This is a genomic window from Ruminococcus sp. (assembly GCF_019423705.1).
Lineage (GTDB): Bacteria > Bacillota > Clostridia > Oscillospirales > Ruminococcaceae > Hominimerdicola.
In genome coordinates this window covers 102,476-125,137 of record NZ_JAHZAX010000005.1, presented here as the reverse complement: position 1 = coordinate 125,137, position 22,662 = coordinate 102,476, and the positions used below count along the sequence as shown (strand labels likewise).

Sequence of the window (22,662 nt, the reverse complement as noted above, 5' to 3'; positions counted from 1 at the left end):
CAAAAACGCACCACCTGTTTTGAAATATTAAGCTTTTCTTGGGGAACTTACCGCTCTTGTGATCTCGGGCTCTGCTTCGCCTCTTACGCACTCAGCCGTGATCTTGATACCTACGATCTCATCGTCTGACGGAGCGTCAAACATAAGCTTTGTGAGTATCTTCTCAACGATCGCTCTCAGACCTCTTGCGCCTGTTTTCTGTGCGATAGTCTCCTTTGCGATCTCCTTCTTTGCGTCCTCTGTTACCTCAAAGTCGATATTGTCAAGCTTGAACAACTTTGTATACTGCTTGAGGAGCGAGTTCTTTGGCTCTGTGAGTATTCTGCAAAGTGCGTCCTCGTCAAGCTCGTCAAGAACTGTGATAACAGGAAGTCTGCCAACCAGCTCAGGCACAATGCCGAACTTTACAAGGTCGTGAGGAAGAACTTTCTTCATCACGTTGTTCTCTTCCTTTTTGCTCTTTACCGAGCCGCCGAAGCCTAGTGATGATGACTCTGTTCTCTTCTTGATAACGGACTCAAGACCTTCAAAAGCGCCGCCGCAGATAAACAGGATATTCTTCGTGTCGATCTGAATGAATTCCTGATGTGGATGCTTTCTTCCGCCCTGTGGAGGAACGTTTGAAACGCAGCCTTCAACGATCTTGAGGAGCGCCTGCTGAACGCCCTCGCCGCTTACGTCTCTTGTGATAGAAACGTTCTCGGACTTTCTTGCAATCTTGTCGATCTCGTCGATATAGATGATACCGTTCTGAGCTGCTTCAACATTGTAATCAGCGGCTTGGATAAGTCTTGTGAGCACGTTCTCAACGTCGTCGCCAACATAGCCTGCCTCTGTCAGAGTGGTAGCGTCAGCGATAGCGAAAGGAACATTGAGCAGTCTTGCAAGGGTCTGTGCAAGAAGGGTCTTGCCCGTACCTGTTGGACCGAGAAGCAGGACGTTGCTCTTCTGTATCTCAACATCATCGTCATCGTTAAGGGAAAGTATTCTCTTATAATGGTTATACACCGCAACTGAAAGCGCAACTTTAGCGTCGTCCTGTCCGATAACATACTCGTCAAGGACTGACTTGATCTCCGCAGGCTTTTTAAGGGTGATACCGCTTTCGTCAGACTTTGGCTTAGCCTTTGATCTGCCTGCCTTAGCTGTTGGCAGACCTGTCTCATCGGCAAGAACATTATAGCAATAAAGCACGCACTCGTCGCAGATATGACTTGTGCCTGCTGAGAACAAAGTTCTTACTTTATCCTCGGGCTTGCCGCAGAACGAGCATCTTCTGATTGTTTCATTAGCCATTTATTTTTTCACCGAACCTATCTGTTAGTAATTACCTTATCAATAAGACCGTACTCAACAGCCTCCTGAGCGGTCATATAGTTGTCACGCTCAGTATCGATATTGATCTGCTCGATAGACTTGCCTGTATTCTGAGCAAGTATCCTATTGAGCTTTTCTCTTGTCTTGACCATATGGTCAGAGTGTATCTTTATATCTGTGCATTGACCCGAAAGTCCGCCGCCGGAAATAAGTGGCTGGTGAATGAGTATCTCGCTGTTTGGAAGAGCAAATCTCTTGCCCTTTGTTCCGCTTGAAAGCAGGAACGAACCCATTGAAGCAGCCATACCCATACAGATAGTAGATACGTCGCACTTGATATACTGGATAGTATCGTAAATTGCCATACCTGCGGTGATAACTCCTCCGGGGCTGTTGATATAAAGGTCGATATCCTTTTCAGGATCCTGACCCTCAAGATAAAGAAGCTGCGCCACTACGACGCTTGCAACTGCGTCGTCGATCTGATCGCAGAGCATTATAATTCTGTCATTGAGCAAACGGGAATAGATATCGTAACTTCTTTCTCCCCTGCTTGTCTGTTCTACTACATAAGGTACCAATGCCATAAAATTGCCTCCTTAATCTATTTTCGCCCGCATAGAGCTTATGCGGGCGAAAGCATAAAATATCTTACTTGATTACAGCTGCATCCTTGATGAGATCAACTGCCTTGCCAACGGCGATATCCTTCTTGAGGTCGTCGTCGTGGATAAACTGCTTGATCTGGTCAACTGTGAGCTTGTAGTTCTCTGCAAGCTTGTCAAACTCAGCCTTGAGCTCATCGTCAGAAACTTCAACGTTCTCGAGCTCAACGATCTTCTCAAGTGCAAGACGGAGCTTTACCTGCTTCTCAGCCTGCTCAGCATATGCCTTCTTGACTGTGTCGATCGTCTGACCTGTGTACTGCATATAAAGATCGAGGGAAATGCCCTGTGGAGCAAGTCTCTGCTCAAGCTCGCCTACCATTTCGTTAACTCTGTTATCGAACATTACCTGTGGGATCTCAGCTGTCATATTGTCGATGACCTTATCGAAGATCTTAGCCTCGACCTCAGCGTCAGCGTGCTTCTCGTTAGCTTCCTCGAGCTTCTTCTTAACGTCAGCCTTGTACTCGTCAACAGTATCGAACTCTGTTGAATCCTTTACCATTTCGTCGTCCAGCTCAGGCATAACCTTCTTTGAAATGCTCTTGAGCTTGATCTTGAATACTGCAGGAGCGCCAGCGAGTTCCTTTACCTGATACTCGTCTGGGAATGTTACGTTGATATCGAACTCTTCACCAGCGTTGTGACCAACGATCTGATCCTCAAAGCCAGGAATGAACTGACCGCTGCCGAGTGAAAGTGTGAAGTCTTCAGCCTTGCCGCCCTCAAAAGCAACATCGTCCTTGAAGCCCTCGAAGTCGATAACAACATCGTCGCCGTTTTCAGCAGCTCTGTCGTCAACTGTCTCAACAGTAACGTTCTTCTCTCTGAGAGCGTTTACCTGCTTGTCGATATCCTCATCAGTTACAGGATTGACAACTTTTTCAACTTCTATACCCTTATAGTCCTTAACTTCAACTTCAGGCTTTGTGATGCAAGTAGCCTTGAGCTTTACGCCGTTTTCCTTGCTGATCTCAGTTACTTCTACCTCTGGGCGAGTAACGAGCTCGAGACCTGACTCTTCAACAGCGCCGTTAACAACAGGAGCATAAAGAAGGTTTACAGCGTCCTCAAAGAATACCTGCTCGCCATACTCCTTCTCGATAAGCTTTCTTGGAGCCTTGCCCTTACGGAAGCCAGGAAGAGCAATGTTCTTTCTAGCCTTGAGATAAGCCTTCTGTATAGCAGCCTCAAAATCTTCGGCAGAAATTTCGATCTCCAATTCGAACTTATTAGTTTCAACATTGTTTGTAGCTTTTAAACTCATTTATTATTCCTCCATTATATAAATGTATCTTATACATTATAGCACAAATAAAATGTCATTTCCAGCATTTTTTTATAAATTGTCACTTTGCACAATTTTCGTTATATCAAGTGGGTCAAAATGCAAGAAATCGCTGGCTATAAGCCGATAATCAATGCCATCACGGGTGCCGTTTATGGCATAAGCGTGGGCTCTTCCGTGAAGATGTCCGTAAAAGCAATGCTTTATGTCATATTTATGCAGCACATCCAGCATATCGTAATTATAGCTGTTGCCGAAAATCGGGGGATAGTGCAAAAACACCACGGGCGTCAGATCGTCCTTGATCGCCGACTCGATAGACATAGCAAGTCTGCCTGACTCTCTCGCCAGCACCTTTTGATCGGCCGGTTCGCCGTTATCGCTTATCCAGCCTCGGCTGCCGCATATTCCGATATTACCATATTTATAATGATTATTATGCAGAATATTGATGGTGTCAAAACCATTTTCAGCAAAAAATTTATCCATTTTGTTCTTTGTCGTCCACCAGTAATCGTGGTTGCCTTTGGAAATTATCTTTGTGCCGTTAAGTCTGTTTATAAACTCAAAATCTTTTTTCGACTGTTCAAAATTCATTCCCCAAGAGATATCGCCTGGAATTACGACAGTATCTTCGGACTTAACTTTGCTCTGCCAGTTTTCTTCAAGCTTTGAGACGTGATCCGACCAGCCGCCGAAAATATCCATAGGTTTATGAACGCCGAATGACAAATGCAGATCGGCAATAGCGAACAGACTCAAATAATTTCCTCCTAAAATTTTATTTGCCACCGTATTATTCTTTCTCCTTTGCACATAATACTCTTGCAACGAACTGTTGCGGAAGGAGTGAAACACAATGGAGAAGGAAAGAATTTACGGTATTCATTGCAACGTAGACAACTGTGTTTACAACAAGGACAACTGCGAATGTACCGCAGGCAAGATCGACGTAGGCTGCACCTGCACCGACCCTAACTGCTGCGATGAAACTGAATGCAAGACATTCAAGGCAAGAAGCTAAAACTTCCCGCCTGTCGGTCAGTAAACATACGCTGTTTTCTGACATCCGCCCGACAATAGTCGGACGGGTACATAAAAAAGCAAGATACTTGCTTAAATTCCGAGAGACTCGAAAACGTAATCCTTCATTTCAGTCTTGTCGATGACCTTTGAGAATCTTACGTCCTTATCCTTGAGGGCTGCAAGTGAAGCAGGTACAGGAATATTTGAAACTTCTGCAAGTTCGTCAACGAGGCCGAACTCGTCGCAGTCTGTGTTCTTGCCGATAGCGCTGAGAACTGAGCCCGAGAACTTATATGGGCTTGCTGTGGAAGCGATAACAGTCTTTGTCTTATCACCTGTTGCCTTTGCATAATCCTTATATACCTTGACTGCAACGGCTGTGTGAGTATCGCAAGTATATGAATACTCGTCATAGATCTCCTTGATACAAGCCTTTGTCTCATCGTCATTACAGCAGCCTGCGTAGAACTCGTCGGCAAGTGCTTTCTTGACAGCGTCTGTAACCTCATATCTGCCTGTGCTTGCAAGGCTGCCGAACCACTCTCTGATTTGAGCGTCGTCAGAACCGCTGAGGTGATAGAGAAGTCTCTCAAGGTTTGAAGATATAAGGATATCCATTGAAGGAGAGATAGTTGTATGGAACGGACGGTTTCTGTCGTAGATACCTGTCTTGATGAAGTCTGTGAGGACGTTATTTGCGTTTGAAGCGCAGATAAGATTGTTTACAGGCACGCCCATATGCTTTGCATAGTAGCCTGCAAGGATATTACCGAAGTTGCCTGTTGGAACAACGATGTTGATCTTGTCGCCAAGCTCTATCTCGCCGTCAGCCACCAGCTGAGCGTATGAAGATACATAGTAAATGATCTGCGGAGCAAGACGACCCCAGTTGATAGAGTTCGCGGAAGAGAACATCATTCCGTTATCTGAAAGCTTGTCAGCGATCTCCTTATTTGTGAAGATAGCCTTTACGCCGTTCTGTGCGTCGTCAAAGTTGCCCTTGATTGCACAAACGCCCACGTTCTTGCCTTCCTGTGTTGTCATCTGCTTCTTCTGCATTGCAGACACGCCGTCCTCTGGATAGAACACAAGTATCTCTGTGCCCTCAACGTCCTTGAAGCCTTCGAGAGCTGCCTTACCTGTATCGCCAGATGTTGCAACGAGGATAACCACCTTCTTGTCGAGATTTATCTTCTTTGTTGCAGTTGTAAGGAGATATGGGAGTATCTGGAGCGCCATATCCTTGAATGCGCAAGTCGGACCGTGCCACAGTTCAAGCATATATGTGCCGTCGAAAAGATGAGCGAGCTCAGCAATGTTCTCTGTGTCAAAATTCTTTGTATTATAAGCGCCGTCAACGCAATAGCGTATCTCAGCCTCAGTATAATCTGTGAGGAACTTTGAGAAAACAAAGAATGCTCTTTCGGCATAGCTCTTTTCACCGAGAGCCTTGATCTCATCAAGAGTTACCGCAGGTATCTCGGAAGGAACAAAAAGTCCGCCCTCTTCTGAAATTCCCTGTGCGATCGCCTGTGCAGACGAAACTTTTACTTCGCTGTTTCTTGTACTTTTGTAAAACATAAACAACAACCCTTCTGTGTAATTGTCCGACAGGTGCGTCGGCTGTATTAATTTAAGGACAAAAGTCCGTTCTTACCAAAATTATTTGTGGCTTGCGTCAAAAGCGCTGACGTAATATTTAAGATGCGTCACCTTTGCACCCTCAAGCTCCACCACAGCCACGTCAAAACGACAGTCGCAGGGCTCACGAAGCTTTTGAAAATACCGCTCCGCCGCCGTTATGATATGCCTGCGCTTGCCCTCGGTGACAGCCTCCTCTCCCGTTGTGAGAGAGCCTTTTTTACGGCTTTTCACCTCGACAAAAGCGATCATATCCGCTTTCTTCGCAATAATATCTATCTCACCGCCTCTGACGGTAAAATTCCTGTTCAGTATCTCATAGCCGTGACGAAGCAGAAAAGCGCAGACGGCGTCCTCGCCGATATTGCCCGTTTTTCTGAGCTGGCTGTGATCTACATTACTTCTGTTTGTTTGCATAATACTTTTTCAGAAAACTCATTCTGTGTATCTCGCAGGGACCGTACTCGTCAAGCATTTGATAATGCAGCTTTGTGCCGTAGCCCTTGTGCTTTTCAAACTTATACTTAGGATACTCCTCAGCCATTTTTTCCATATATCTGTCTCGTGCGACTTTTGCAAGTATGGACGCCGCCGCAATGGCTTGGCTTTTAGCGTCGCCCTTTACAACTGCTATGGCAGGACACTCCAGCCCCTCAGGGGTCTTATTGCCGTCGATGAGACAAACATCAGGCTTTGTATCCATATCTTCGACTGCTCTTTTCATTGCAAGCATTGCGCAGTTTAAGATATTGTACTCCTCGATCTCCGCAACAGTTGCAGTCTGAATGGAGAAATCAAGCGCCTTATCCATAATCTCGTCAAAAAGCATATCACGCTTCTTCGGCGTGAGCTTTTTGCTGTCGTTAATGCCCTCGATGACTGTATCCTTATCAAAGATGACAGCCGCCGCAAAGACATCGCCTGCCAGCGGACCTCTGCCAGCTTCATCGCAGCCGCAGACTATATCGTAATCTTTTCTATACTCATTGTCAAACTCGTGAAGCGTCATATCAATACCCCTTTGGCTTTTCAAGGGTCAGCCTGCCGATAGTGCCGTTTCTGAACTCGTCCATAACAGTGATAGCCGCACGCTCAGTATTGATCTCGCCCCCGGAAATAAGAAAGCCACGCTTTCTGCCGATACGCTCGAGTATCTCATAGCCCACAACGCAGCCGATAGTCTCTTCGTCCGCAGGCTCGATATCGTCGGTCTTGATGTTATAACGCTTTTCGATAAGCTCAGGATAATTGTCATTGAGAAATTCCAGCAGACGGCAGGCAAGGTACTCGATATCCATAATCTCGTCCTTGACAGCACCCGTAAAAGCCAGTCTTTCGCCCACAAGCTTATCCTCAAACTTCGGCCACAACACGCCCGGCATATCAAGAAGCTCAAAGCCCTCTTCAAGCTTGACCCATTGCTTGCCTCTTGTAACGCCGGGGCGATCTTCGACCTTTGCAAGTCTTGAACCTGCAAGCCTATTGATAAATGATGATTTACCAACATTAGGTATGCCCACGATCATAATTCTGATAGGTCTTCCAGACATTCCTCTTGTGTTCCATTTTTCGATATCATCGGCCAAAAGCTCTTTTAGCTTGCCGTAAAACTTATTGACGTTCTTACCGCTTCGGCAATCTGTCGCCAGCGCCGAAATGCCCTGCTTTGCGTAATAGTCGAGCCACATAGCCGTTATTGCAGGGTCAGCAGAATCCGCCTTATTGAGAAGCACCAGCCTTGGCTTTGAGCCAACAATGCGCTTCATTTCGGGGTTTCTGCTTGAATATGGAATACGAGCGTCAGTGATCTCCACAACAGCGTCAACAAGCTTGAGGTTTGAAGCCATTATACGACGTGTTTTCGCCATATGGCCAGGAAACCATTGAACGTGAGAAGCTTCGCTCATATTTATCACTCCAATCATTGATTACTTTTATTTAATGGTGCCGATCTTTCCGTCGTTAGCTGAATAAAAACGGAACACGGCTCTGCCTAAAATCTCGTCCTGCGGCACGCAGCCGATAACACGGCTGTCCGTCGAATGATTTCGGTTATCCCCCATTACGAGGACATACCCTTTAGGCACGTTATATACATAGGTGTCATTTTCGCTGTTATAATAGCTTTCAGAAAAATAGCTTCGCTCAAAAGCATTTTTGCTCTTGATATAAGGCTCGTCAAGGATTTCTCCGTCAACTTTCACGACGGCGTTTTTATAGTCCACCTCGACGGTCTGATCTGAAACTGCAATAATGCGCTTTATGATAGTCTCTTTCAGAGCTGACGACTCTATCACCACGATATCGCCCTGCTTCGGGGTATAAAACAGGTGAGATATCACCAGCCTGTCGCCCTCATAGAGGGTATCCTGCATTGATTGCCCCACGACATTTGCTATCCTAAACACAAATGTGAAGATAAAGGCCACAAGGAATATGGAAAACACAATGGTCTCAAGCCAGTCAAAAATGCTGTCAACAGCCGAGCTGCGTTTTTTTGTTGCTGCTGTCATTGAACTTTTCCGAATGAGTCAAAGGGATACATTCTGAAAACAGCTTTACCGAGAACGTCCCCCGTGCTGACAAAGCCAATTCGTCTGCCGTCGGTGGAATTGTTTCGGTTATCGCCCATAACGAATATATCGCCGTCGGGAACATCGTATTCATAGACGTTATCGCTGACCATATACTGGCTGTCGAACATACCCGAATTATACATAGGCTCTTTGATATTGTCATTTGAAATGACCTTGCCGTTGACCGTCACGGTATTGTTATTATAATCCACGACCACCTTATCGCCGGCTGTGCCGATAACACGCTTTATGATAGTCTTATGGAGCACATCGCTGTTTATTACGACGATATCGCCTTTTTCCGGGGTATAGTTTATATGGGTGATTATAAGTCTGTCGCCGTTTTGCAAGGTATCGCACATCGAACTGCCCTGCACAAGGACTATCCTAAACAGGAATGTAAAAATGAGGATAACGATGAACATTGCAAACACAAAGGACTCTATCCACTCAAGAAATTCGTCCTTCATATCAACGGGAGGTTTCTCTTTCAAGTCCTCGGGAGCTGCGGCGCTTGCCAGCTTGATCTCGCTTTCGCTGACTTCACCGAACTTTTTATTCTCGTCCATAACTATGCCTCGATTCTATAATAAACGCCGCTTAATGCAGCCGTCAAACACTCATATAGATTTATTATAACAAATATTAAAACAAATTACAAGGGGTTTTGCTGAAAAAATCCTGCCATAAATAAAAAAAGAGCCGAATAAACCGACTCTCTTTTTATGATAGAATTATCTGATTGCTTCCTTGACCTTAGCTGCCTTACCAACTCTGTCACGAAGATAATAGAGCTTAGCACGGCGAACCTTACCGGAACGAACAACCTCGACCTTTTCAACAACAGGTGAGTGAACAGGGAAAACTCTCTCAATTCCGCAACCGTGAGCTACTCTACGAACTGTGAAAGTCTCGTTGATACCGCCGTGCTTCTTAGCGATAACAGTACCCTCGAATACCTGGATTCTGGACTTGTCGCCCTCTGTAATTCTAACGTGTACCTTTACTGTATCACCGATGTTGATAACAGGTGCCTCGGATTTAAGGCTTGAATCTGAAATAAGTTTTAAAGCGTCCACTTTAAATACCTCCTTGTATTTTCAGACATTCATACGCTTTATGGCAGCTATCGCTGCAAAGCCAGAGGACTGTCCGCTTTAATGTCATATCCTGCTCGGATATAGGGCATTAACTCTCGTCGGAATACACCGACGGTAATTCAAATGCTTTAATATTATACCACATATGCTTATCTTTTGCAAGAAATTCTATGTAAAACTTTCGCCGCTTTCCATAAGTATTTTTGTGCGTTCTGTATAAATATCCACGATTTCAAGTCCGTACATATCGCAGAATGTATCTATCACCACATTTATATTAAGATTGAAAGAACTTCCGCAGGGCAGAATAAACTTGAACTCCGTCTCCCCGTCCTTTGCTTCACAGCTCAAGGCGTTGATATGCGGCTTTATATCCACAAGATTGATAGTCTTTTTCTTTGTGCGCTTTTCGATCTCGATCTTGTCTCTCGATATGAACTCGTCAAAAAGCTTGGCGGTCTCTTCCGCTGTCTTGTCAGTTTTAAGGCGGACAAAATATTCAGCCGCCGTTATCGCCGTATGCTTATGAACAGGGCGTGCAATGCTGATTATATCCAGCCCCACAGGGGTCTGCTCGCCGAGACGCTTTTTGACCTCTTCGCAGTCAAGATCTTCCGTCAGCGCAAAGTCCATTATCTCAACTCTGCTGTCCGTTCCCAGCGGCAGCGCCAAAGGGAACATTATATAAACGTGAGGATTGAAGCCTTGTGTATACCAGATCGGCAGATGAGCTCTTTTGAAAGCACGCTGAAAGGCTCTCATAAGATCGAGGTGAGAAATATACTTGGCTCTTCCCGTCTTTGAAAACACCGCACGATATTCAAAACGCTCTATTATCAGATTGACATTTTTCGGTTCAGGACTTCTTGCCACAGTAAACACCTCCGTATTCGCACTTTATTCCGCAGCCCGAGCAGCCCTCTTTGCAGTTTCTTGTGGTCTGCGCCATATGGGCTTTCTTGTTCTCTCTTACGAAAAATTCGTGGGACACAAGATAGTCGATATGTGACCAAGGGGCAACTTCGTCATATGGACGGCGGCGGTTGGCATAGAATTTCGTATCAAGTCCGCACTCGTCAAAGGCTTCCATCCACTTGTCGAATTTGAAATGCTCGTCCCAGCCGTCAAGATAGCAGCCTTTTTTCCAAGCTGTATAGATAACGTCGCAGATACGTCTGTCGCCCTTTGCAAGCACGGCTTCCAGTATGGACGTATTTGACTGGTGGGTGCTGAGCCTAATTTTTCTGCTTGTAAGGCTCTTGAACAGGTGCTCCTGCTTTTCCTTTATCTCCTCAGGTGTGGCCTGCGGCTCGAACTCGAATGGAGTGAAAGGCTTCGGCACGAATGTTGCCGTTGAGACAGATACCTGCACGCCGCCTCTGCCTCTAAGCTCCTTTGGCGTCTCATAATAAAGGTCTACGACCTTCTGCGCAAGCCTTGCAATGCCTGCAACGTCGTCGAGAGTTTCCTCCGGCAGGCCAAGCATAAAGTACAGCTTGACCGTTGTGTAACCGCCCTCAAATGCCGTGCGGCAGGTGCGCATAATCTCCTCTTCGGTTATGTTCTTGTTGATAACGTCACGGAGCTTTTGTGTGCCTGCTTCGGGGGCAAAGGTCAGTCCGCTCTTTCTGACGGACTTTATCTTTTCAAGAAGCTCCTCGCTGAAATTATCTATTCGCAACGACGGCAGAGCAAGGTTCACCTGCTCCTTATCGGTATATTCCACAAGGCTTTCAAGAAGCTTGTTAATCTTGGTATAGTCGCTTGTTGAAAGCGACGAAAGTGAAACTTCCTCATAGCCTGTCTGCTCGCAAAGGCACTTTGTTTCCTGCTTGATCGTGTCTATGCTCTTCTCTCTGAACGGGCGATAAATAAATCCCGCTTGACAGAATCGACAGCCTCTTATACAGCCACGGAGCACTTCAACAACGGCTCTGTCGTGGACTATCTGCGTGAACGGCACGACAAAGCTGTCGGGATAATAGACCTTGTCAAAGTCCTTGATAACACGCTTTCTCACCCTTGCAGGGGCTTCGGGAACGTTCGTGGCGATAGATTTCACCGTGCCGTCCTCGTTGTATTCAACATCATAAAACGATGGCACATAAACGCCCTCAAGCTTTGCAGCCTCACGGAGAAACTGCTCTTTTGTGGGGTTTGAGGGCTTCATACGCTCGTAAAGCTCCAGCAGCTCAACGTTGACTTCTTCGCCCTCGCCGAGAATGAACAGGTCAAAGAAAGCCGACATCGGCTCGGGGTTGCAGGCGCAAGGACCTCCGGCGATAACCAGAGGTGTAAGCTCTTTTCTGTCCTTCGCAAGAACAGGCACGCCTGCCAAGTCAAGCATTTCAAGGACGTTGTTATAAGAAAGCTCATACATCAGCGTAAAGCCGATAAAGTCAAAATCCTTGATAGGGTCAAGGCTCTCGAGAGCGTAAAGTGGAATATCGTTCTCACGCATAAGCTTGTTATAATCTTCCTCGGGCATAAAGACACGCTCGCACCACCAGTTTTCACGGGCGTTTTTCAAGCCGTAAAGTATCTTCATTCCAAGATGTGACATTCCAACGTCATAGGTATCGGGAAAGCAGAAGGCAAAGCGCACGTCCACCTTGTCCTTATCCTTGACGACGCTGCCGATCTCTCCGCCGATATATCTTGCAGGCTTCTGAGTTTTCAAAAGCAGCTTTTCTATCTTCTTTTTTAATTCTTCCAATCTATTTTCCTCCGATATCAAAAGGTTTACCTTTATTAATTATATCAGAGTTTATGTGCAATTGCAATAAGCAAACTGTTAATATATGATCTCCGAAAGGACGATAAAGCAAAACGTTGCGGCAAAGGATATGCTAACAGAGCCGTTTAGAATCATCTGTATCATTGCGATAGCTGACAGGAAGATGAACAGGGCTCTGAGCAGGTCGCAGGCTCTTCCCTCTTTTAGCAGCAGAGTGAGAACTCTTCCGCCGTCAAAATATCGAAATGGCAGCATATTCATTATGCCAAGCATAAAATTCACTTGGCTGAAAAATGTGCAGCCCTGTGCAAGATATGCAACTGTGCCGAGAATGAAATTCACCGCCGCCCCTGCAAGCAGCACAGCAAGCTCACGGTTTCGGTCAAGAAGCCTGCTGTCGGGGGTTATCCTTATGCCGCCGCCATAGACTACGATTTCTTTCGGCGATGTGCCGAATATTGTCATCATAAGCAAGTGCCCCATTTCGTGGAATGCGCAGCACACAAGGGTCACAAGTATCTTGTCCGTCTGCGCCGCCGTGCATAACATTGTCAGCGCTATCACTAGGAAAAAGCTGAACGATATGCCGTAAAATGTATTTTTTATCCTTATCTTAAACAAAATCATCACCGCTCAAGTATATTCCAAAGCGATGATGATAATTACTTTTGTTGATATTTTACAGCATTTTTTTGAGATACTGACCTGTGTATGACTTATCACAGGCGGCAATATCTTCGGGGGTGCCTGTGCAGACGGTAGTTCCGCCGCCGTCACCACCCTCGGGGCCAAGGTCGATTATATAGTCCGCAGTCTTGATAACGTCAAGGTTGTGCTCGATAACCAAAACTGTGTTGCCTGCGTCGGCAAGCTTTTGAAGAACTTCGATAAGCTTGTGAACATCGGCTGTATGAAGTCCTGTTGTTGGCTCATCAAGGATATAGATAGTCTTGCCTGTGGCTCTCTTAGAAAGCTCTGTGGCAAGCTTTACACGCTGAGCTTCGCCGCCCGAAAGCGTGGTCGCCGCCTGTCCGATCTTAACATAGCCGAGACCAACTTCATAAAGGGTCTCAAGCTTGCGGCTTATCTTCGGGATAGCGTTGAAGAACTCAACGCCCTCTTCAACGGTCATTTCAAGAACGTCATAGATATTCTTGCCCTTGTATCTGACTTCCAGCGTTTCACGATTATATCTCATTCCACCGCAGACCTCGCAAGGAACGTAAACGTCCGGCAGGAAGTGCATTTCTATCTTGATTATGCCGTCGCCCTCGCAGGCTTCACATCTTCCGCCCTTGACATTGAACGAAAAACGTCCTGCGTTATAGCCTTTCATCTTTGCGTCAGCGGTCTGAGAGAACAGCTCTCTGATATCCGTGAAAACGCCTGTATATGTGGCAGGGTTGGATCTCGGTGTCCTGCCTATCGGCGACTGGTCGATATCAATGACCTTGTCTAGGAACTCAACGCCCTGCATTTCCTTGAAATCCCCCGAACGTATCCTTGCACGGTTAAGTCTGCCTGCAAGCTCCTTATAGATTATCTCATTGACCAGCGAGGACTTGCCCGAACCCGAAACGCCTGTCACGCAGGTGAACGTGCCGAGAGGTATCTCAACGTCGATATTTTTCAGATTGTTCTGCTTTGCGCCGATAACTTTGAGGAATTTGCCATTGCCCTGTCGGCGTGTTTCTGGAACGGGTATCTTCTTTTCGCCGCTGAGGTACTGACCTGTTATCGAGCGCTTGCACTTCATAATATCGTCAACTGTGCCAGCGCAGACTATCTCGCCGCCGTGTATGCCTGCTCCGGGGCCAACGTCAACAACAAAGTCCGCCGCTCTCATCGTGTCCTCATCATGCTCGACTACTATAAGCGTATTGCCAAGGTCACGAAGCCTTTTCAGCGTTGCGATAAGCTTGTCGTTATCACGCTGGTGAAGTCCAATAGACGGCTCGTCAAGGATATACAGCACGCCGACCAGCGACGAACCTATCTGCGTTGCAAGCCTTATACGCTGGCTCTCGCCGCCTGAAAGTGTGCCTGCGGAACGTGAAAGGGTGAGATATTCAAGGCCAACGCTTTTAAGGAAGCCGAGACGTGACTTTATCTCCTTTATTATCTGTTCGCCGATAAGCTTGTCACGATCGCTTATTTCAAGGTTGTCGAAAAAGTCCAGCGCCTTTGCAACTGATTTATGGCAAAGCTCTGCGATATTAAGTCCACCGACTGTAACGCTCAAACTTTCCTTTTTAAGTCTTTCGCCGTGGCAGGCTGGGCACTTTTCATCGCTCATATAAGCTTCGATATCCGCCTTCGCCCAATCGCTCGTTGATTCTTTATAGCGCCTTTCAAGGTTAGGGATAACGCCCTCGAACTCGGCTTGATAATCAGCCTTATAAAACTTATTGCCACGCTTTAAGTGGAGCTTCTGACCCTGTGTGCCGTAGAGGAAAATGTCAAGTGCGTCCTTATCGAGGTTTTTTACAGGCTCGTCAAGGGATATGCCGTAGGTCTCGGAAATGGCGTTGAAGTACATCATTGCGATAGAGCCTTCATCAAGGCTGTTCCAGCCGCTGGCTTTGATAGCACCCTGTCTTATGGACAAGTCCTTATTGGGGATAATAAGCGACGGGTCGATCTTCTTGAACACGCCCAGACCAGTACACTTTTCGCAAGCACCAAATGGATTGTTGAAAGAGAACATTCTCGGTGTCAGCTCGTCAATAGAAACGCCGTGCTCGGGGCAGGCATAATTCTGCGAGAACATCATTTCTTCGCCGCCGATAACGTCAACTGTGAGAAGTCCGCCTGTCAGCGTTGAAACTGTCTCGATACTGTCGGTGAGACGGGACTTTATGCCCTCTTTGATAACAAGTCTATCCACGACTATTTCGATAGTGTGCTTTTTATTCTTTTCAATTTTTATTTCTTCCGAAAGGTCATATGTTATGCCGTCGATACGAACTCTTACATAGCCCGATTTTCTTGCACGGTCAAGCTCTTTAGTATGCTCGCCCTTACGGCCTCTGACGATAGGCGCTAAGAGCTGTATCTTTGTGCCCTCTTCAAGCTCCATAATCTTATCCACGATCTGATCGACAGTCTGCTGGCGTATTTCTCTTCCGCAGACGGGGCAATGTGGCACGCCGATACGGGCGTAAAGAAGTCTGAGGTAATCGTATATCTCGGTGACTGTTCCCACAGTCGAACGTGGGTTTTTGGAAGTCGTTTTCTGATCTATGGATATTGCAGGCGAAAGCCCCTCTATGCTGTCAACATCAGGCTTATCCATTTGACCCAAAAACATTCTCGCATAAGATGACAGCGACTCAACATAACGTCTTTGTCCGTCAGCATATATGGTATCAAAGGCAAGAGAAGATTTTCCCGAACCCGAAAGACCCGTCATAACAACAAGCTTATCTCTCGGTATGGTAACATCAACATTTTTCAGATTATGCTCTCTTGCACCTTTTATAACTATCTCGTTAATTGGCATTGGTATTCTTTACTCTCCTTTTTGTATTTCCTGTCTTATCTTTTTATACTCTTTGTTTTCAATATCGTATATTTCAGTGTAAGGCAGACCGTTTTCATATATCCACAGCTTTATGAGTTTTGGGGTGACCTCAAAGACCACCTCATTTTTTAACTCTGAATAAGCTTTATATGAGCCTTCAAAATGCTTTTTGTAAAGGCGGCGGAATTTCTCATTTTCCACAGGTCTGCCGATTTCTTCAGCCGTACCCTCAACAGAAATGTTCTCACAGCACAGAGCGGCATTTTTATTCATCATAAGCTGTCTGTATTTCATGAAAGTGCGGTCAGTCTGAAAACAGAACTTATTGTCATATATAACTACGCTCATTGAACGTGCAGATATCCTGCTGCCGTCGCCTGTGGCAAGCACCATTATCCTGCTTTCGCCCAATCTGTCAAAAAACTCACGGAGCTTAACTTCAAATATTTCTGTCATTTCTTCTCACCCTTTAACTCCGCAATTTTATCACGCAAAAATGCGGCGTGCTCAAATTCAAGCAGCTTTGCCGCTTCTTTCATTTCCTTTGTGAGCTTTTCTACAAGCTTTGCAGTTTCCTGCTTTGAAAGCTTGGTTTTCTGACGTGCCTCGTATTCCACTTCTTCCTTGGTGGATATCTCGATAACATCTCTTATATCCTTGACGATAGTTTTCGGAACTATGCCGTGTTCTTCGTTGAATTTCATCTGTATCGCACGACGGCGCTCCGTTTCGGTGATGGCCTTTTCCATTGAGCGTGTGACTGTGTCGGCATACATTATTACCTTGCCCTCGGCGTTTCGTGCGGCTCTGCCTATGGTCTGTATAAGTGCGCTTTCAGATCGCAGGAAGCCCTCTTTATCGGCGTCAAGTATTGCCACAAGTGTTACCTCAGGCAGGTCAAGACCCTCTCTCAGCAGGTTGATACCAACAAGCACGTCGAACTCGCCGAGACGCAGGTCACGGATTATCTCCATACGCTCGATAGTGTCGATATCGTGGTGCATATACCGCACCTTGACGTCAAAGCTCTTTAGATAGTTTGTGAGATCCTCCGCCATTTTCTTTGTGAGGGTCGTGACCAGCACACGCTGATTTTTTGCGGTGCGCATATTGATCTCGCTGAGCAGATCCTCGATCTGACCCTCTGTGGGCTTGACTGTTATCTCTGGGTCAAGAAGTCCTGTTGGTCTTATTACCTGCTCCACTATCTGCTGCGATTTTTCCTGCTCGATAGGGCCTGGGGTGGCGGACACGAACACAGCTTGATTTATGTGGGAATAGAACTCATCAAAGGTCAGCGGTCTGTTATCCAGCGCTGAGGGCAGGCGGAAGCCATAGTCAACAAGGGTCTGCTTTCTCGCTCTGTCTCCAGCATACATTCCTCTTACCTGCGGCAGAGAAACGTGTGATTCGTCCACGAACAGCACAAAATCATCGGGCAAAAAGTCCAGCAGCGTAAACGGCGTTGAGCCTGCTGGGCGCCTTGCAAGAACTCTTGAATAGTTTTCAATTCCGCTGCAAAAGCCTATCTCTTCCAACATTTCGATATCGTAATTTGTTCGCTGGGCGATACGCTGGGCTTCGATAAGCATATCGTTGTCCTTGAAATACTTAATACGCTCATCAAGCTCCTGTTTTATCTCCTCGATAGCGTCGTGCATTTTGTCACGGCTTACGATATAATGCGAAGCAGGGAAAATTGCGGCGTGTGCAAGTGAGCAAAGCACCTCGCCCGTAACAACGTTTATCTCTGTGATACGGTCGATCTCATCGCCGAAAAATTCAACTCTTATGGCTGTGTCTGTGGAATTTGCAGGGAATATCTCAACAACGTCTCCACGGACACGGAACTTGTTTCTCACAAAGTTTATGTCGTTGCGCTCATACTGTATGCCCACAAGGTCGGCGATGAGCCTGTCACGGGATTTTTCCATTCCACGGCGGATAGACACCACCATAGATTTATACTCTTCTGGGTCGCCGAGAGAGTAAATGCAGGAAACGCTGGCGACGATTATAACGTCACGGCGCTCAGCGATAGCAGAGGTGGCGGAGTGGCGGAGCTTGTCTATCTCGTCATTGACGGAGCTGTCCTTTTCGATGTAAACGTCCTTGCTTGGCACATAAGCCTCAGGCTGGTAATAGTCATAATAGGACACGAAATATTCAACGGCGTTGTTCGGGAAAAATTCCTTGAACTCTGAGCAGAGCTGCGCCGCAAGTATCTTATTGTGGGCAAGCACAAGGGTCGGACGGTTTATCCTTGCGATAACGTTTGCCATTGTAAAGGTCTTGCCCGAACCTGTTACGCCGAGGAGCGTTTGCTCACGCATTCCGCTTTCTATTCCTTTTACAAGGGCGTCAACAGCTTCCGGCTGGTCGCCCGAGAGTTTATAATCCGATACTAACTGAAATTTATCCATAAACGCCTCCATTAATCGAACAGTTGTTTTTTATTATACTACAAATATTTTTAATTGTAAAGACCTTTTTCTCAATATTTTCTGAATTTAGAACAAATGCCGAAAAACAGCCCCTTTGTCCTGTATTTTATTTGCTGTCGGACTTGCAAAAAATCGGCGATTAGGTTATAATAACACTATGACTACTAAAATAGGAGGAACGCATATGAACAGACTGTATGACGAATATAATTACACCCTTTCAAGGCGTGAGCTTGAAGAGCTTAAGTTTATTTTTATTTCTGATGATGTTGATTACAACGAAACGGACAGCAACGGGCTGACTTTCCTGCTGACGGCTATCGAATCGGCGGATTTTATCGAGAAGGACGGCGCATTTGTGCCAGATGAGCGCAGCGTTAAGTTTATTGAATGGCTTATCGACCAAGGTTCGGACGTTAATCTCCCTGCGGACAAGAAGCCGCTTGAATACGCTATCAAGTGCGAGGAAGAGTTATCACGCCGCAAGGGCAAGGCTTACGATATGACGGAGATACTCAAGCTTTTGCGCAGCAAAGGTGCTGACAGCGCTGACTTTGACGAGCTTATCGACGGCGGTTTTGCGGCTCGTGTGAAGTTCTGATCGGAGCGAAAATGAAAGAATTTATCATCAATCAAAACGACGCAGGACAGCGTGTTGACAAGTTTCTCACCAAGGCTGTTCCAAAGCTGCCGAAAAATCTGCTTTACAAATATATCCGATTGAAGCGCATAAAGGTCAACGGCAAGCGTTGCGAGATATCCACAAGGCTTGCGCAGGGAGACGTTATGCAGCTTTACATCAACGACGAATTTTTTGAAGCCGAAAGCGACCACCGCCCTGCTTTTTTGAGCGCACCCACATCACTTAATATTATTTACGAGGACGAAAATATTATCCTCTGCGACAAGAAAAGCGGACTTGTTGTTCACGAGGACGAAAGCGGTTCGGCGGACACGCTTATAAACAGGATACAGCACTATCTTTATGACAAGTGCGAATATCGCCCGCAGGACGAACTTTCCTTTGCTCCAGCACTTTGCAACAGGATAGACCGCAACACGGGCGGTATCGTCATTTGCGCAAAGAACGCTGAAAGCCTGCGTATACTCAATCAAAAGATCAAGGACAGAGAGCTTGAAAAGCTTTATCTTTGCGTGACTGTTGGAATTCCGCAGCAGAAAAAGGCGGAGCTTGTGGCTTATCACAAAAAGGACGAGAGCAGCAAAACTGTTTACGTTTCCGACAGGAAGTTTGAGGGCTGCCGCACGATGATAACGAAGTATCGTGTGGTTGCAGAAAACAAGGCTGAAAACCTTGCACTTGTGGAAGTTGACCTTATCACGGGCAGGACACATCAGATAAGGGCGCATATGGCACACATCGGCTATCCCCTGCTGGGTGACGGCAAGTACGGCATAAATAAAGTGAACCGTGCATACAATGTTAAAACACAGGCGCTTTATTCGTACAAGCTTACATTCAAGTTCACCACAGACGCAGGAATACTGGAATATCTGAACGGAAAGTCTTTTAAGGCCGATGATATTTGGTTCTGCGACAAGTATTTTGGCTACAAGCCATAAAAATCGTGGTGGAATTGCACTATTTTTCGACTTTTTATTTGTGGATTACGACAAATAAATATATTATCCGAGCAAAATTTGTGTAAATTGTTCAAAAGTGCTTGCAAATGTATATAAAATATGTTATAATTATTTAGTCAAAATTTTGTATGAAATTACGACTGCTGATATTTTATAGATTTGGAGGAACACAGATATGATCGGAGATCTACATTGTCACACAACCCTTTCAGACGGTTCACTTGGTATCGAGGAAGTTATCATGCAGGCGAAGAGAATGGGTCTCGATTTTCTTGCAATAACCGATCACGACACCCTTTCATCTTCGAGCCGTGCGCAGATATTGGGCGACAGATACGGCGTAAAAGTTATCCCTGCGGTAGAGCTTTCCGCTTGGGACAAGAAGCGCAATTCAAAGGTACATATCTTGTGTTACGCTCCGCAGAAGCCTGACAGACTTGAAGGCCTTTGCCTTAAATCCTGTCAGATCAGAAAAGACTGCGCAAAGGATATGATTGAAAAGGTAACGGCGATGTATCCTATCCCGAAGGACGCTGTGCTGCATTACACAAAGGGCTCAAAGAGCATTTTCAAGCAGCATATTATGCGTGCGCTGGTAAATTACGGCTATGCAACAGAGCTTTACGGCTCGGTTAACGACAAGCTGTTTTCTTATCCAAACGGCGAATGTCTTGTTACCCGTGAATATCCCGACGTGAACTTTGTGCTCGATCTGATACATTCGTCAAAGGGCGTTGCGGTTATGGCGCACCCTGTAATGTTCAATAATACTGAGCTGTTGCTTGAGCTTATCGAGGCAGGCAAGCTTGACGGCATTGAGGCTTATCATCATTCCGCAACGCCAACACAGCAGAAAAAGCTTGTTGAGATCGCAAAGGAACACGATCTTATCGTGACAGGCGGTTCGGATTTCCACGGACTTTACAACGAGACGATGACACACATCGGCAGTATGACCACAGATCAGGAAAATCTTGATAAGCTCTTTAAGCTTATTCATATAAATTCACAAAAAGCTAACAAAGCCGTTGTGAAAAGTGACAAATAGTATGATATAATCAAAGGAACACTATTCTCGGATAGTGTTCCTTTAATGCGTAAAAAATGCTTTGATCTGCAATGGCTTATATCGTTAAAAGAATGAACGAATGGGACGTCGAGGACGCCGTCCCCTACTTTAATGTTTGATAGATGATTAATGTAGGGGCGACCTGTGGTCGCCCGTTGTACTGCACATTTAGCGATGAACTTTAGCTTCATTCGGCAAAGCCTATTATAGAGAGGAATGTTAAAAATGAACGTAATGGAAGAATCTCTTCAGAAGCACAGAGAATGGAAAGGCAAGATCGAGGTCTGTTCAAGGGCAAAGGTAAACAATGCCAAGGACTTGACTTTGGCGTACACCCCAGGCGTTGCGCAGCCTTGCCTTGAGATACAGAAAGACCCGGATCTTTCATATGAGCTGACAAGACGTGCGAACCTTGTGGCTGTTATAACCGACGGCTCGGCTGTGCTGGGTCTTGGCAACATCGGCGGACTGGCAGGTATGCCTGTTATGGAGGGCAAGTGTGCGCTTTTCAAGGAATTTGCAGACGTTGACGCTTTTCCGCTTTGCATTAAGTCTAACGACGTTGACGAGATAGTCAACACTATTGCGATGATATCAGACAGCTTTGGCGGAATAAATCTTGAGGATATTTCTGCACCGAGATGTTTTGAGATCGAGGCTAAGCTTAAAGAAAAGGTTGATATCCCTGTTTTCCACGATGACCAGCACGGAACGGCTATCGTTGTTGGTGCGGCGCTTATGAACGCTTGCAAGGTGGCAAACAAGAAAATCGAGGATATCACGCTTGTTATAAACGGCGCCGGTGCAGCTGGCTGCGCAATCGGCAAGCTGCTGCTCTCCCTTGGAATCGGCAACCTTATTCTTGTTGACAGAGAGGGTATTATTTGCGAGGGCGACAGTTATCTTAACGAGGCTCACGCTGAAATGGCTAAGGTAACGAACAAGAACAAGCTGCACGGCTCGCTTGCTGACGCACTCAAGGGTGCGGACGCATTTGTTGGCGTATCGAAGCCGGGACTTGTTACTGCTGAAATGGTCAAGTCGATGAACGACAAGGCGATACTTTTCGCAATGGCTAACCCAACGCCTGAGATTATGCCGGACGAGGCAAAGGCGGCAGGCGCATTCATCGTTGGCACGGGACGTTCGGACTTCCCTAACCAGATAAACAACGTTGTTGCGTTCCCGGGAATTTTCAAGGGTGCGCTGGCTGTAAGGGCTTCCGACATAAACGAAGAAATGAAAATGGCGGCAGCAAAGGCTATTGCAAACTGCGTTCCAGAGGACAAGCTCAGCGCAGATTTCATTCTGCCGAACTCATTTGACAGAGCTGTTCCGACAGCAGTCGCAGAGGCAGTTGCTCAGGCGGCAAGAGACACAGGCGTAGCAAGGATCTAGGAGGAAAATATTATGGCAAATATAAGCTACACTCCAAAGGGAGTATGTTCAAGAAAGATAGATATCGAGGTCGAGGACGGAATTGTGAAGAAGGTTCACTTCACAGGCGGCTGCAACGGCAACACTCAGGGCGTATCAAAGCTTGTTGAGGGTATGAAGATTCAGGACGTTATCGACAGACTTGAGGGCATTGACTGCAACGGACGTGGAACTTCCTGTCCTGCACAGCTTGCTGAGGCGCTTAAAAAGGTGCTTTAAGATCAAGAATTTACA

General features: G+C 46.2%; 23 protein-coding genes. 6 read left to right on the top strand and 17 right to left on the bottom strand.

All coding sequences use genetic code 11. The annotated features are described in order from the left end of the window. Nucleotides 1–27: 27 nt before the first annotated feature. The 4 genes from clpX to QZ371_RS05680 all read right to left on the bottom strand — a co-directional run bounded on the left by clpX (nucleotide 28) and on the right by QZ371_RS05680 (nucleotide 4,032). On the bottom strand, nucleotides 28–1,296 hold the full coding sequence (gene clpX / locus QZ371_RS05695) for an ATP-dependent Clp protease ATP-binding subunit ClpX (RefSeq protein WP_295210525.1): 1,269 nt from the start codon (nucleotides 1,294–1,296) through the stop codon (nucleotides 28–30). 17 nt (nucleotides 1,297–1,313) lie between these two features. Then, nucleotides 1,314–1,904 (bottom strand): ATP-dependent Clp endopeptidase proteolytic subunit ClpP, encoded by a 591-nt coding sequence (gene clpP / locus QZ371_RS05690; RefSeq protein ID WP_295210524.1) that lies wholly within the window; start codon nucleotides 1,902–1,904, stop codon nucleotides 1,314–1,316. A gap of 64 nt (nucleotides 1,905–1,968) precedes the next feature. Next, nucleotides 1,969–3,249, bottom strand: coding sequence for a trigger factor (gene tig, locus QZ371_RS05685; protein ID WP_295210522.1), 1,281 nt, complete (start codon nucleotides 3,247–3,249; stop codon nucleotides 1,969–1,971). 72 nt (nucleotides 3,250–3,321) lie between these two features. Then, nucleotides 3,322–4,032 carry a metallophosphoesterase gene (locus QZ371_RS05680; protein WP_295210520.1) on the bottom strand — a complete coding sequence of 237 codons (711 nt, stop codon included), beginning with the start codon at nucleotides 4,030–4,032 and terminating at the stop codon, nucleotides 3,322–3,324. 97 nt (nucleotides 4,033–4,129) lie between these two features. Here QZ371_RS05680 and QZ371_RS05675 point away from each other — a divergent pair, with 97 nt between their 5' ends. After that, nucleotides 4,130–4,294, top strand: a complete 165-nt coding sequence (locus QZ371_RS05675; RefSeq protein WP_295210519.1) for a DUF1540 domain-containing protein — start codon at nucleotides 4,130–4,132, stop codon at nucleotides 4,292–4,294. A 92-nt stretch (nucleotides 4,295–4,386) separates the two neighbouring features. Here the strand turns inward: QZ371_RS05675 and thrC are convergent, their stop codons facing one another. The 13 genes from thrC to uvrB form a co-directional block, all read right to left on the bottom strand. Continuing rightward, nucleotides 4,387–5,877: a threonine synthase gene (gene thrC / locus QZ371_RS05670; protein ID WP_295210517.1), complete on the bottom strand. Its 1,491-nt coding sequence runs from the start codon at nucleotides 5,875–5,877 to the stop codon at nucleotides 4,387–4,389. A gap of 81 nt (nucleotides 5,878–5,958) precedes the next feature. After that, on the bottom strand, nucleotides 5,959–6,354 hold the full coding sequence (locus QZ371_RS05665; protein WP_295210515.1) for a YraN family protein: 396 nt from the start codon (nucleotides 6,352–6,354) through the stop codon (nucleotides 5,959–5,961). After that, entirely contained in the window at nucleotides 6,335–6,946 is a 612-nt protein-coding gene (locus QZ371_RS05660; RefSeq protein WP_295210513.1) for a ribonuclease HII, read from the bottom strand. Before QZ371_RS05660 ends, QZ371_RS05665 begins: the two co-directional genes overlap by 20 nt. Nucleotide 6,947: 1 nt before the next feature. Beyond that, nucleotides 6,948–7,844, bottom strand: a complete 897-nt coding sequence (ylqF, locus tag QZ371_RS05655) for a ribosome biogenesis GTPase YlqF (RefSeq protein ID WP_295210511.1) — start codon at nucleotides 7,842–7,844, stop codon at nucleotides 6,948–6,950. 27 nt (nucleotides 7,845–7,871) lie between these two features. Further along, nucleotides 7,872–8,450 (bottom strand): signal peptidase I, encoded by a 579-nt coding sequence (gene lepB, locus QZ371_RS05650; protein ID WP_295210509.1) that lies wholly within the window; start codon nucleotides 8,448–8,450, stop codon nucleotides 7,872–7,874. After that, nucleotides 8,447–9,082: a signal peptidase I gene (gene lepB, locus QZ371_RS05645; RefSeq protein WP_295210507.1), complete on the bottom strand. Its 636-nt coding sequence runs from the start codon at nucleotides 9,080–9,082 to the stop codon at nucleotides 8,447–8,449. Before lepB (QZ371_RS05645) ends, lepB (QZ371_RS05650) begins: the two co-directional genes overlap by 4 nt. A 165-nt stretch (nucleotides 9,083–9,247) precedes the next feature. After that, on the bottom strand, nucleotides 9,248–9,592 hold the full coding sequence (gene rplS / locus QZ371_RS05640; RefSeq protein ID WP_295210505.1) for a 50S ribosomal protein L19: 345 nt from the start codon (nucleotides 9,590–9,592) through the stop codon (nucleotides 9,248–9,250). 189 nt (nucleotides 9,593–9,781) lie between these two features. Then, nucleotides 9,782–10,486 carry a TIGR03936 family radical SAM-associated protein gene (locus QZ371_RS05635; protein ID WP_295210503.1) on the bottom strand — a complete coding sequence of 235 codons (705 nt, stop codon included), beginning with the start codon at nucleotides 10,484–10,486 and terminating at the stop codon, nucleotides 9,782–9,784. Next, nucleotides 10,470–12,329, bottom strand: a complete 1,860-nt coding sequence (locus tag QZ371_RS05630) for a TIGR03960 family B12-binding radical SAM protein (protein ID WP_295210501.1) — start codon at nucleotides 12,327–12,329, stop codon at nucleotides 10,470–10,472. Before QZ371_RS05630 ends, QZ371_RS05635 begins: the two co-directional genes overlap by 17 nt. A gap of 78 nt (nucleotides 12,330–12,407) precedes the next feature. After that, entirely contained in the window at nucleotides 12,408–12,971 is a 564-nt protein-coding gene (locus QZ371_RS05625; RefSeq protein ID WP_295210499.1) for a site-2 protease family protein, read from the bottom strand. Between the two features lie 58 nt (nucleotides 12,972–13,029). Further along, nucleotides 13,030–15,852 (bottom strand): excinuclease ABC subunit UvrA, encoded by a 2,823-nt coding sequence (uvrA, locus tag QZ371_RS05620; protein WP_295210497.1) that lies wholly within the window; start codon nucleotides 15,850–15,852, stop codon nucleotides 13,030–13,032. A gap of 9 nt (nucleotides 15,853–15,861) precedes the next feature. Continuing rightward, the gene (locus QZ371_RS05615) at nucleotides 15,862–16,329 is read right to left on the bottom strand and encodes a pyridoxamine 5'-phosphate oxidase family protein (protein WP_295210495.1); all 468 of its coding nucleotides are present in this window, start codon (nucleotides 16,327–16,329) and stop codon (nucleotides 15,862–15,864) included. Further along, the gene (gene uvrB / locus QZ371_RS05610; RefSeq protein ID WP_295210493.1) at nucleotides 16,326–18,296 is read right to left on the bottom strand and encodes an excinuclease ABC subunit UvrB; all 1,971 of its coding nucleotides are present in this window, start codon (nucleotides 18,294–18,296) and stop codon (nucleotides 16,326–16,328) included. Before uvrB ends, QZ371_RS05615 begins: the two co-directional genes overlap by 4 nt. Nucleotides 18,297–18,501: 205 nt before the next feature. On the opposite strand from uvrB, the gene QZ371_RS05605 reads away from it, so the two are divergent. The 5 genes from QZ371_RS05605 to QZ371_RS05585 all read left to right on the top strand — a co-directional run bounded on the left by QZ371_RS05605 (nucleotide 18,502) and on the right by QZ371_RS05585 (nucleotide 22,647). Continuing rightward, a complete protein-coding gene (locus QZ371_RS05605; protein ID WP_295210492.1) occupies nucleotides 18,502–18,918 on the top strand; it encodes a hypothetical protein in 417 nt (138 codons plus the stop codon). A gap of 11 nt (nucleotides 18,919–18,929) precedes the next feature. Further along, nucleotides 18,930–19,901 carry an RluA family pseudouridine synthase gene (locus QZ371_RS05600; protein WP_295210491.1) on the top strand — a complete coding sequence of 324 codons (972 nt, stop codon included), beginning with the start codon at nucleotides 18,930–18,932 and terminating at the stop codon, nucleotides 19,899–19,901. Nucleotides 19,902–20,097: 196 nt separating this feature from the next. After that, a complete protein-coding gene (locus tag QZ371_RS05595) occupies nucleotides 20,098–20,970 on the top strand; it encodes a PHP domain-containing protein (protein ID WP_295210489.1) in 873 nt (290 codons plus the stop codon). A 246-nt stretch (nucleotides 20,971–21,216) separates the two neighbouring features. After that, nucleotides 21,217–22,389 (top strand): malic enzyme-like NAD(P)-binding protein, encoded by a 1,173-nt coding sequence (locus QZ371_RS05590; protein WP_295210487.1) that lies wholly within the window; start codon nucleotides 21,217–21,219, stop codon nucleotides 22,387–22,389. 12 nt (nucleotides 22,390–22,401) lie between these two features. Next, on the top strand, nucleotides 22,402–22,647 hold the full coding sequence (locus QZ371_RS05585; protein ID WP_295210485.1) for a TIGR03905 family TSCPD domain-containing protein: 246 nt from the start codon (nucleotides 22,402–22,404) through the stop codon (nucleotides 22,645–22,647). Nucleotides 22,648–22,662: the final 15 nt, after the last annotated feature.

Excerpts from the sequence above, each read along its gene's own strand:
- QZ371_RS05590 (WP_295210487.1), top strand. The coding sequence starts at position 21,217 with ATGAACGTAATGGAAGAATCTCTTCAGAAGCACAGAGAATGGAAAGGC.
- lepB (WP_295210509.1), bottom strand. The coding sequence starts at position 8,450 with ATGACAGCAGCAACAAAAAAACGCAGCTCGGCTGTTGACAGCATTTTT.
- clpP (WP_295210524.1), bottom strand. The coding sequence starts at position 1,904 with ATGGCATTGGTACCTTATGTAGTAGAACAGACAAGCAGGGGAGAAAGA.
- QZ371_RS05605 (WP_295210492.1), top strand. The coding sequence starts at position 18,502 with ATGAACAGACTGTATGACGAATATAATTACACCCTTTCAAGGCGTGAG.
- QZ371_RS05595 (WP_295210489.1), top strand. The coding sequence starts at position 20,098 with ATGATCGGAGATCTACATTGTCACACAACCCTTTCAGACGGTTCACTT.
- lepB (WP_295210507.1), bottom strand. The coding sequence starts at position 9,082 with ATGGACGAGAATAAAAAGTTCGGTGAAGTCAGCGAAAGCGAGATCAAG.
- tig (WP_295210522.1), bottom strand. The coding sequence starts at position 3,249 with ATGAGTTTAAAAGCTACAAACAATGTTGAAACTAATAAGTTCGAATTG.
- QZ371_RS05600 (WP_295210491.1), top strand. The coding sequence starts at position 18,930 with ATGAAAGAATTTATCATCAATCAAAACGACGCAGGACAGCGTGTTGAC.
- uvrB (WP_295210493.1), bottom strand. The coding sequence starts at position 18,296 with ATGGATAAATTTCAGTTAGTATCGGATTATAAACTCTCGGGCGACCAG.
- QZ371_RS05660 (WP_295210513.1), bottom strand. The coding sequence starts at position 6,946 with ATGACGCTTCACGAGTTTGACAATGAGTATAGAAAAGATTACGATATA.
- QZ371_RS05665 (WP_295210515.1), bottom strand. The coding sequence starts at position 6,354 with ATGCAAACAAACAGAAGTAATGTAGATCACAGCCAGCTCAGAAAAACG.
- clpX (WP_295210525.1), bottom strand. The coding sequence starts at position 1,296 with ATGGCTAATGAAACAATCAGAAGATGCTCGTTCTGCGGCAAGCCCGAG.
- QZ371_RS05675 (WP_295210519.1), top strand. The coding sequence starts at position 4,130 with ATGGAGAAGGAAAGAATTTACGGTATTCATTGCAACGTAGACAACTGT.
- ylqF (WP_295210511.1), bottom strand. The coding sequence starts at position 7,844 with ATGAGCGAAGCTTCTCACGTTCAATGGTTTCCTGGCCATATGGCGAAA.
- QZ371_RS05585 (WP_295210485.1), top strand. The coding sequence starts at position 22,402 with ATGGCAAATATAAGCTACACTCCAAAGGGAGTATGTTCAAGAAAGATA.
- QZ371_RS05615 (WP_295210495.1), bottom strand. The coding sequence starts at position 16,329 with ATGACAGAAATATTTGAAGTTAAGCTCCGTGAGTTTTTTGACAGATTG.
- uvrA (WP_295210497.1), bottom strand. The coding sequence starts at position 15,852 with ATGCCAATTAACGAGATAGTTATAAAAGGTGCAAGAGAGCATAATCTG.
- thrC (WP_295210517.1), bottom strand. The coding sequence starts at position 5,877 with ATGTTTTACAAAAGTACAAGAAACAGCGAAGTAAAAGTTTCGTCTGCA.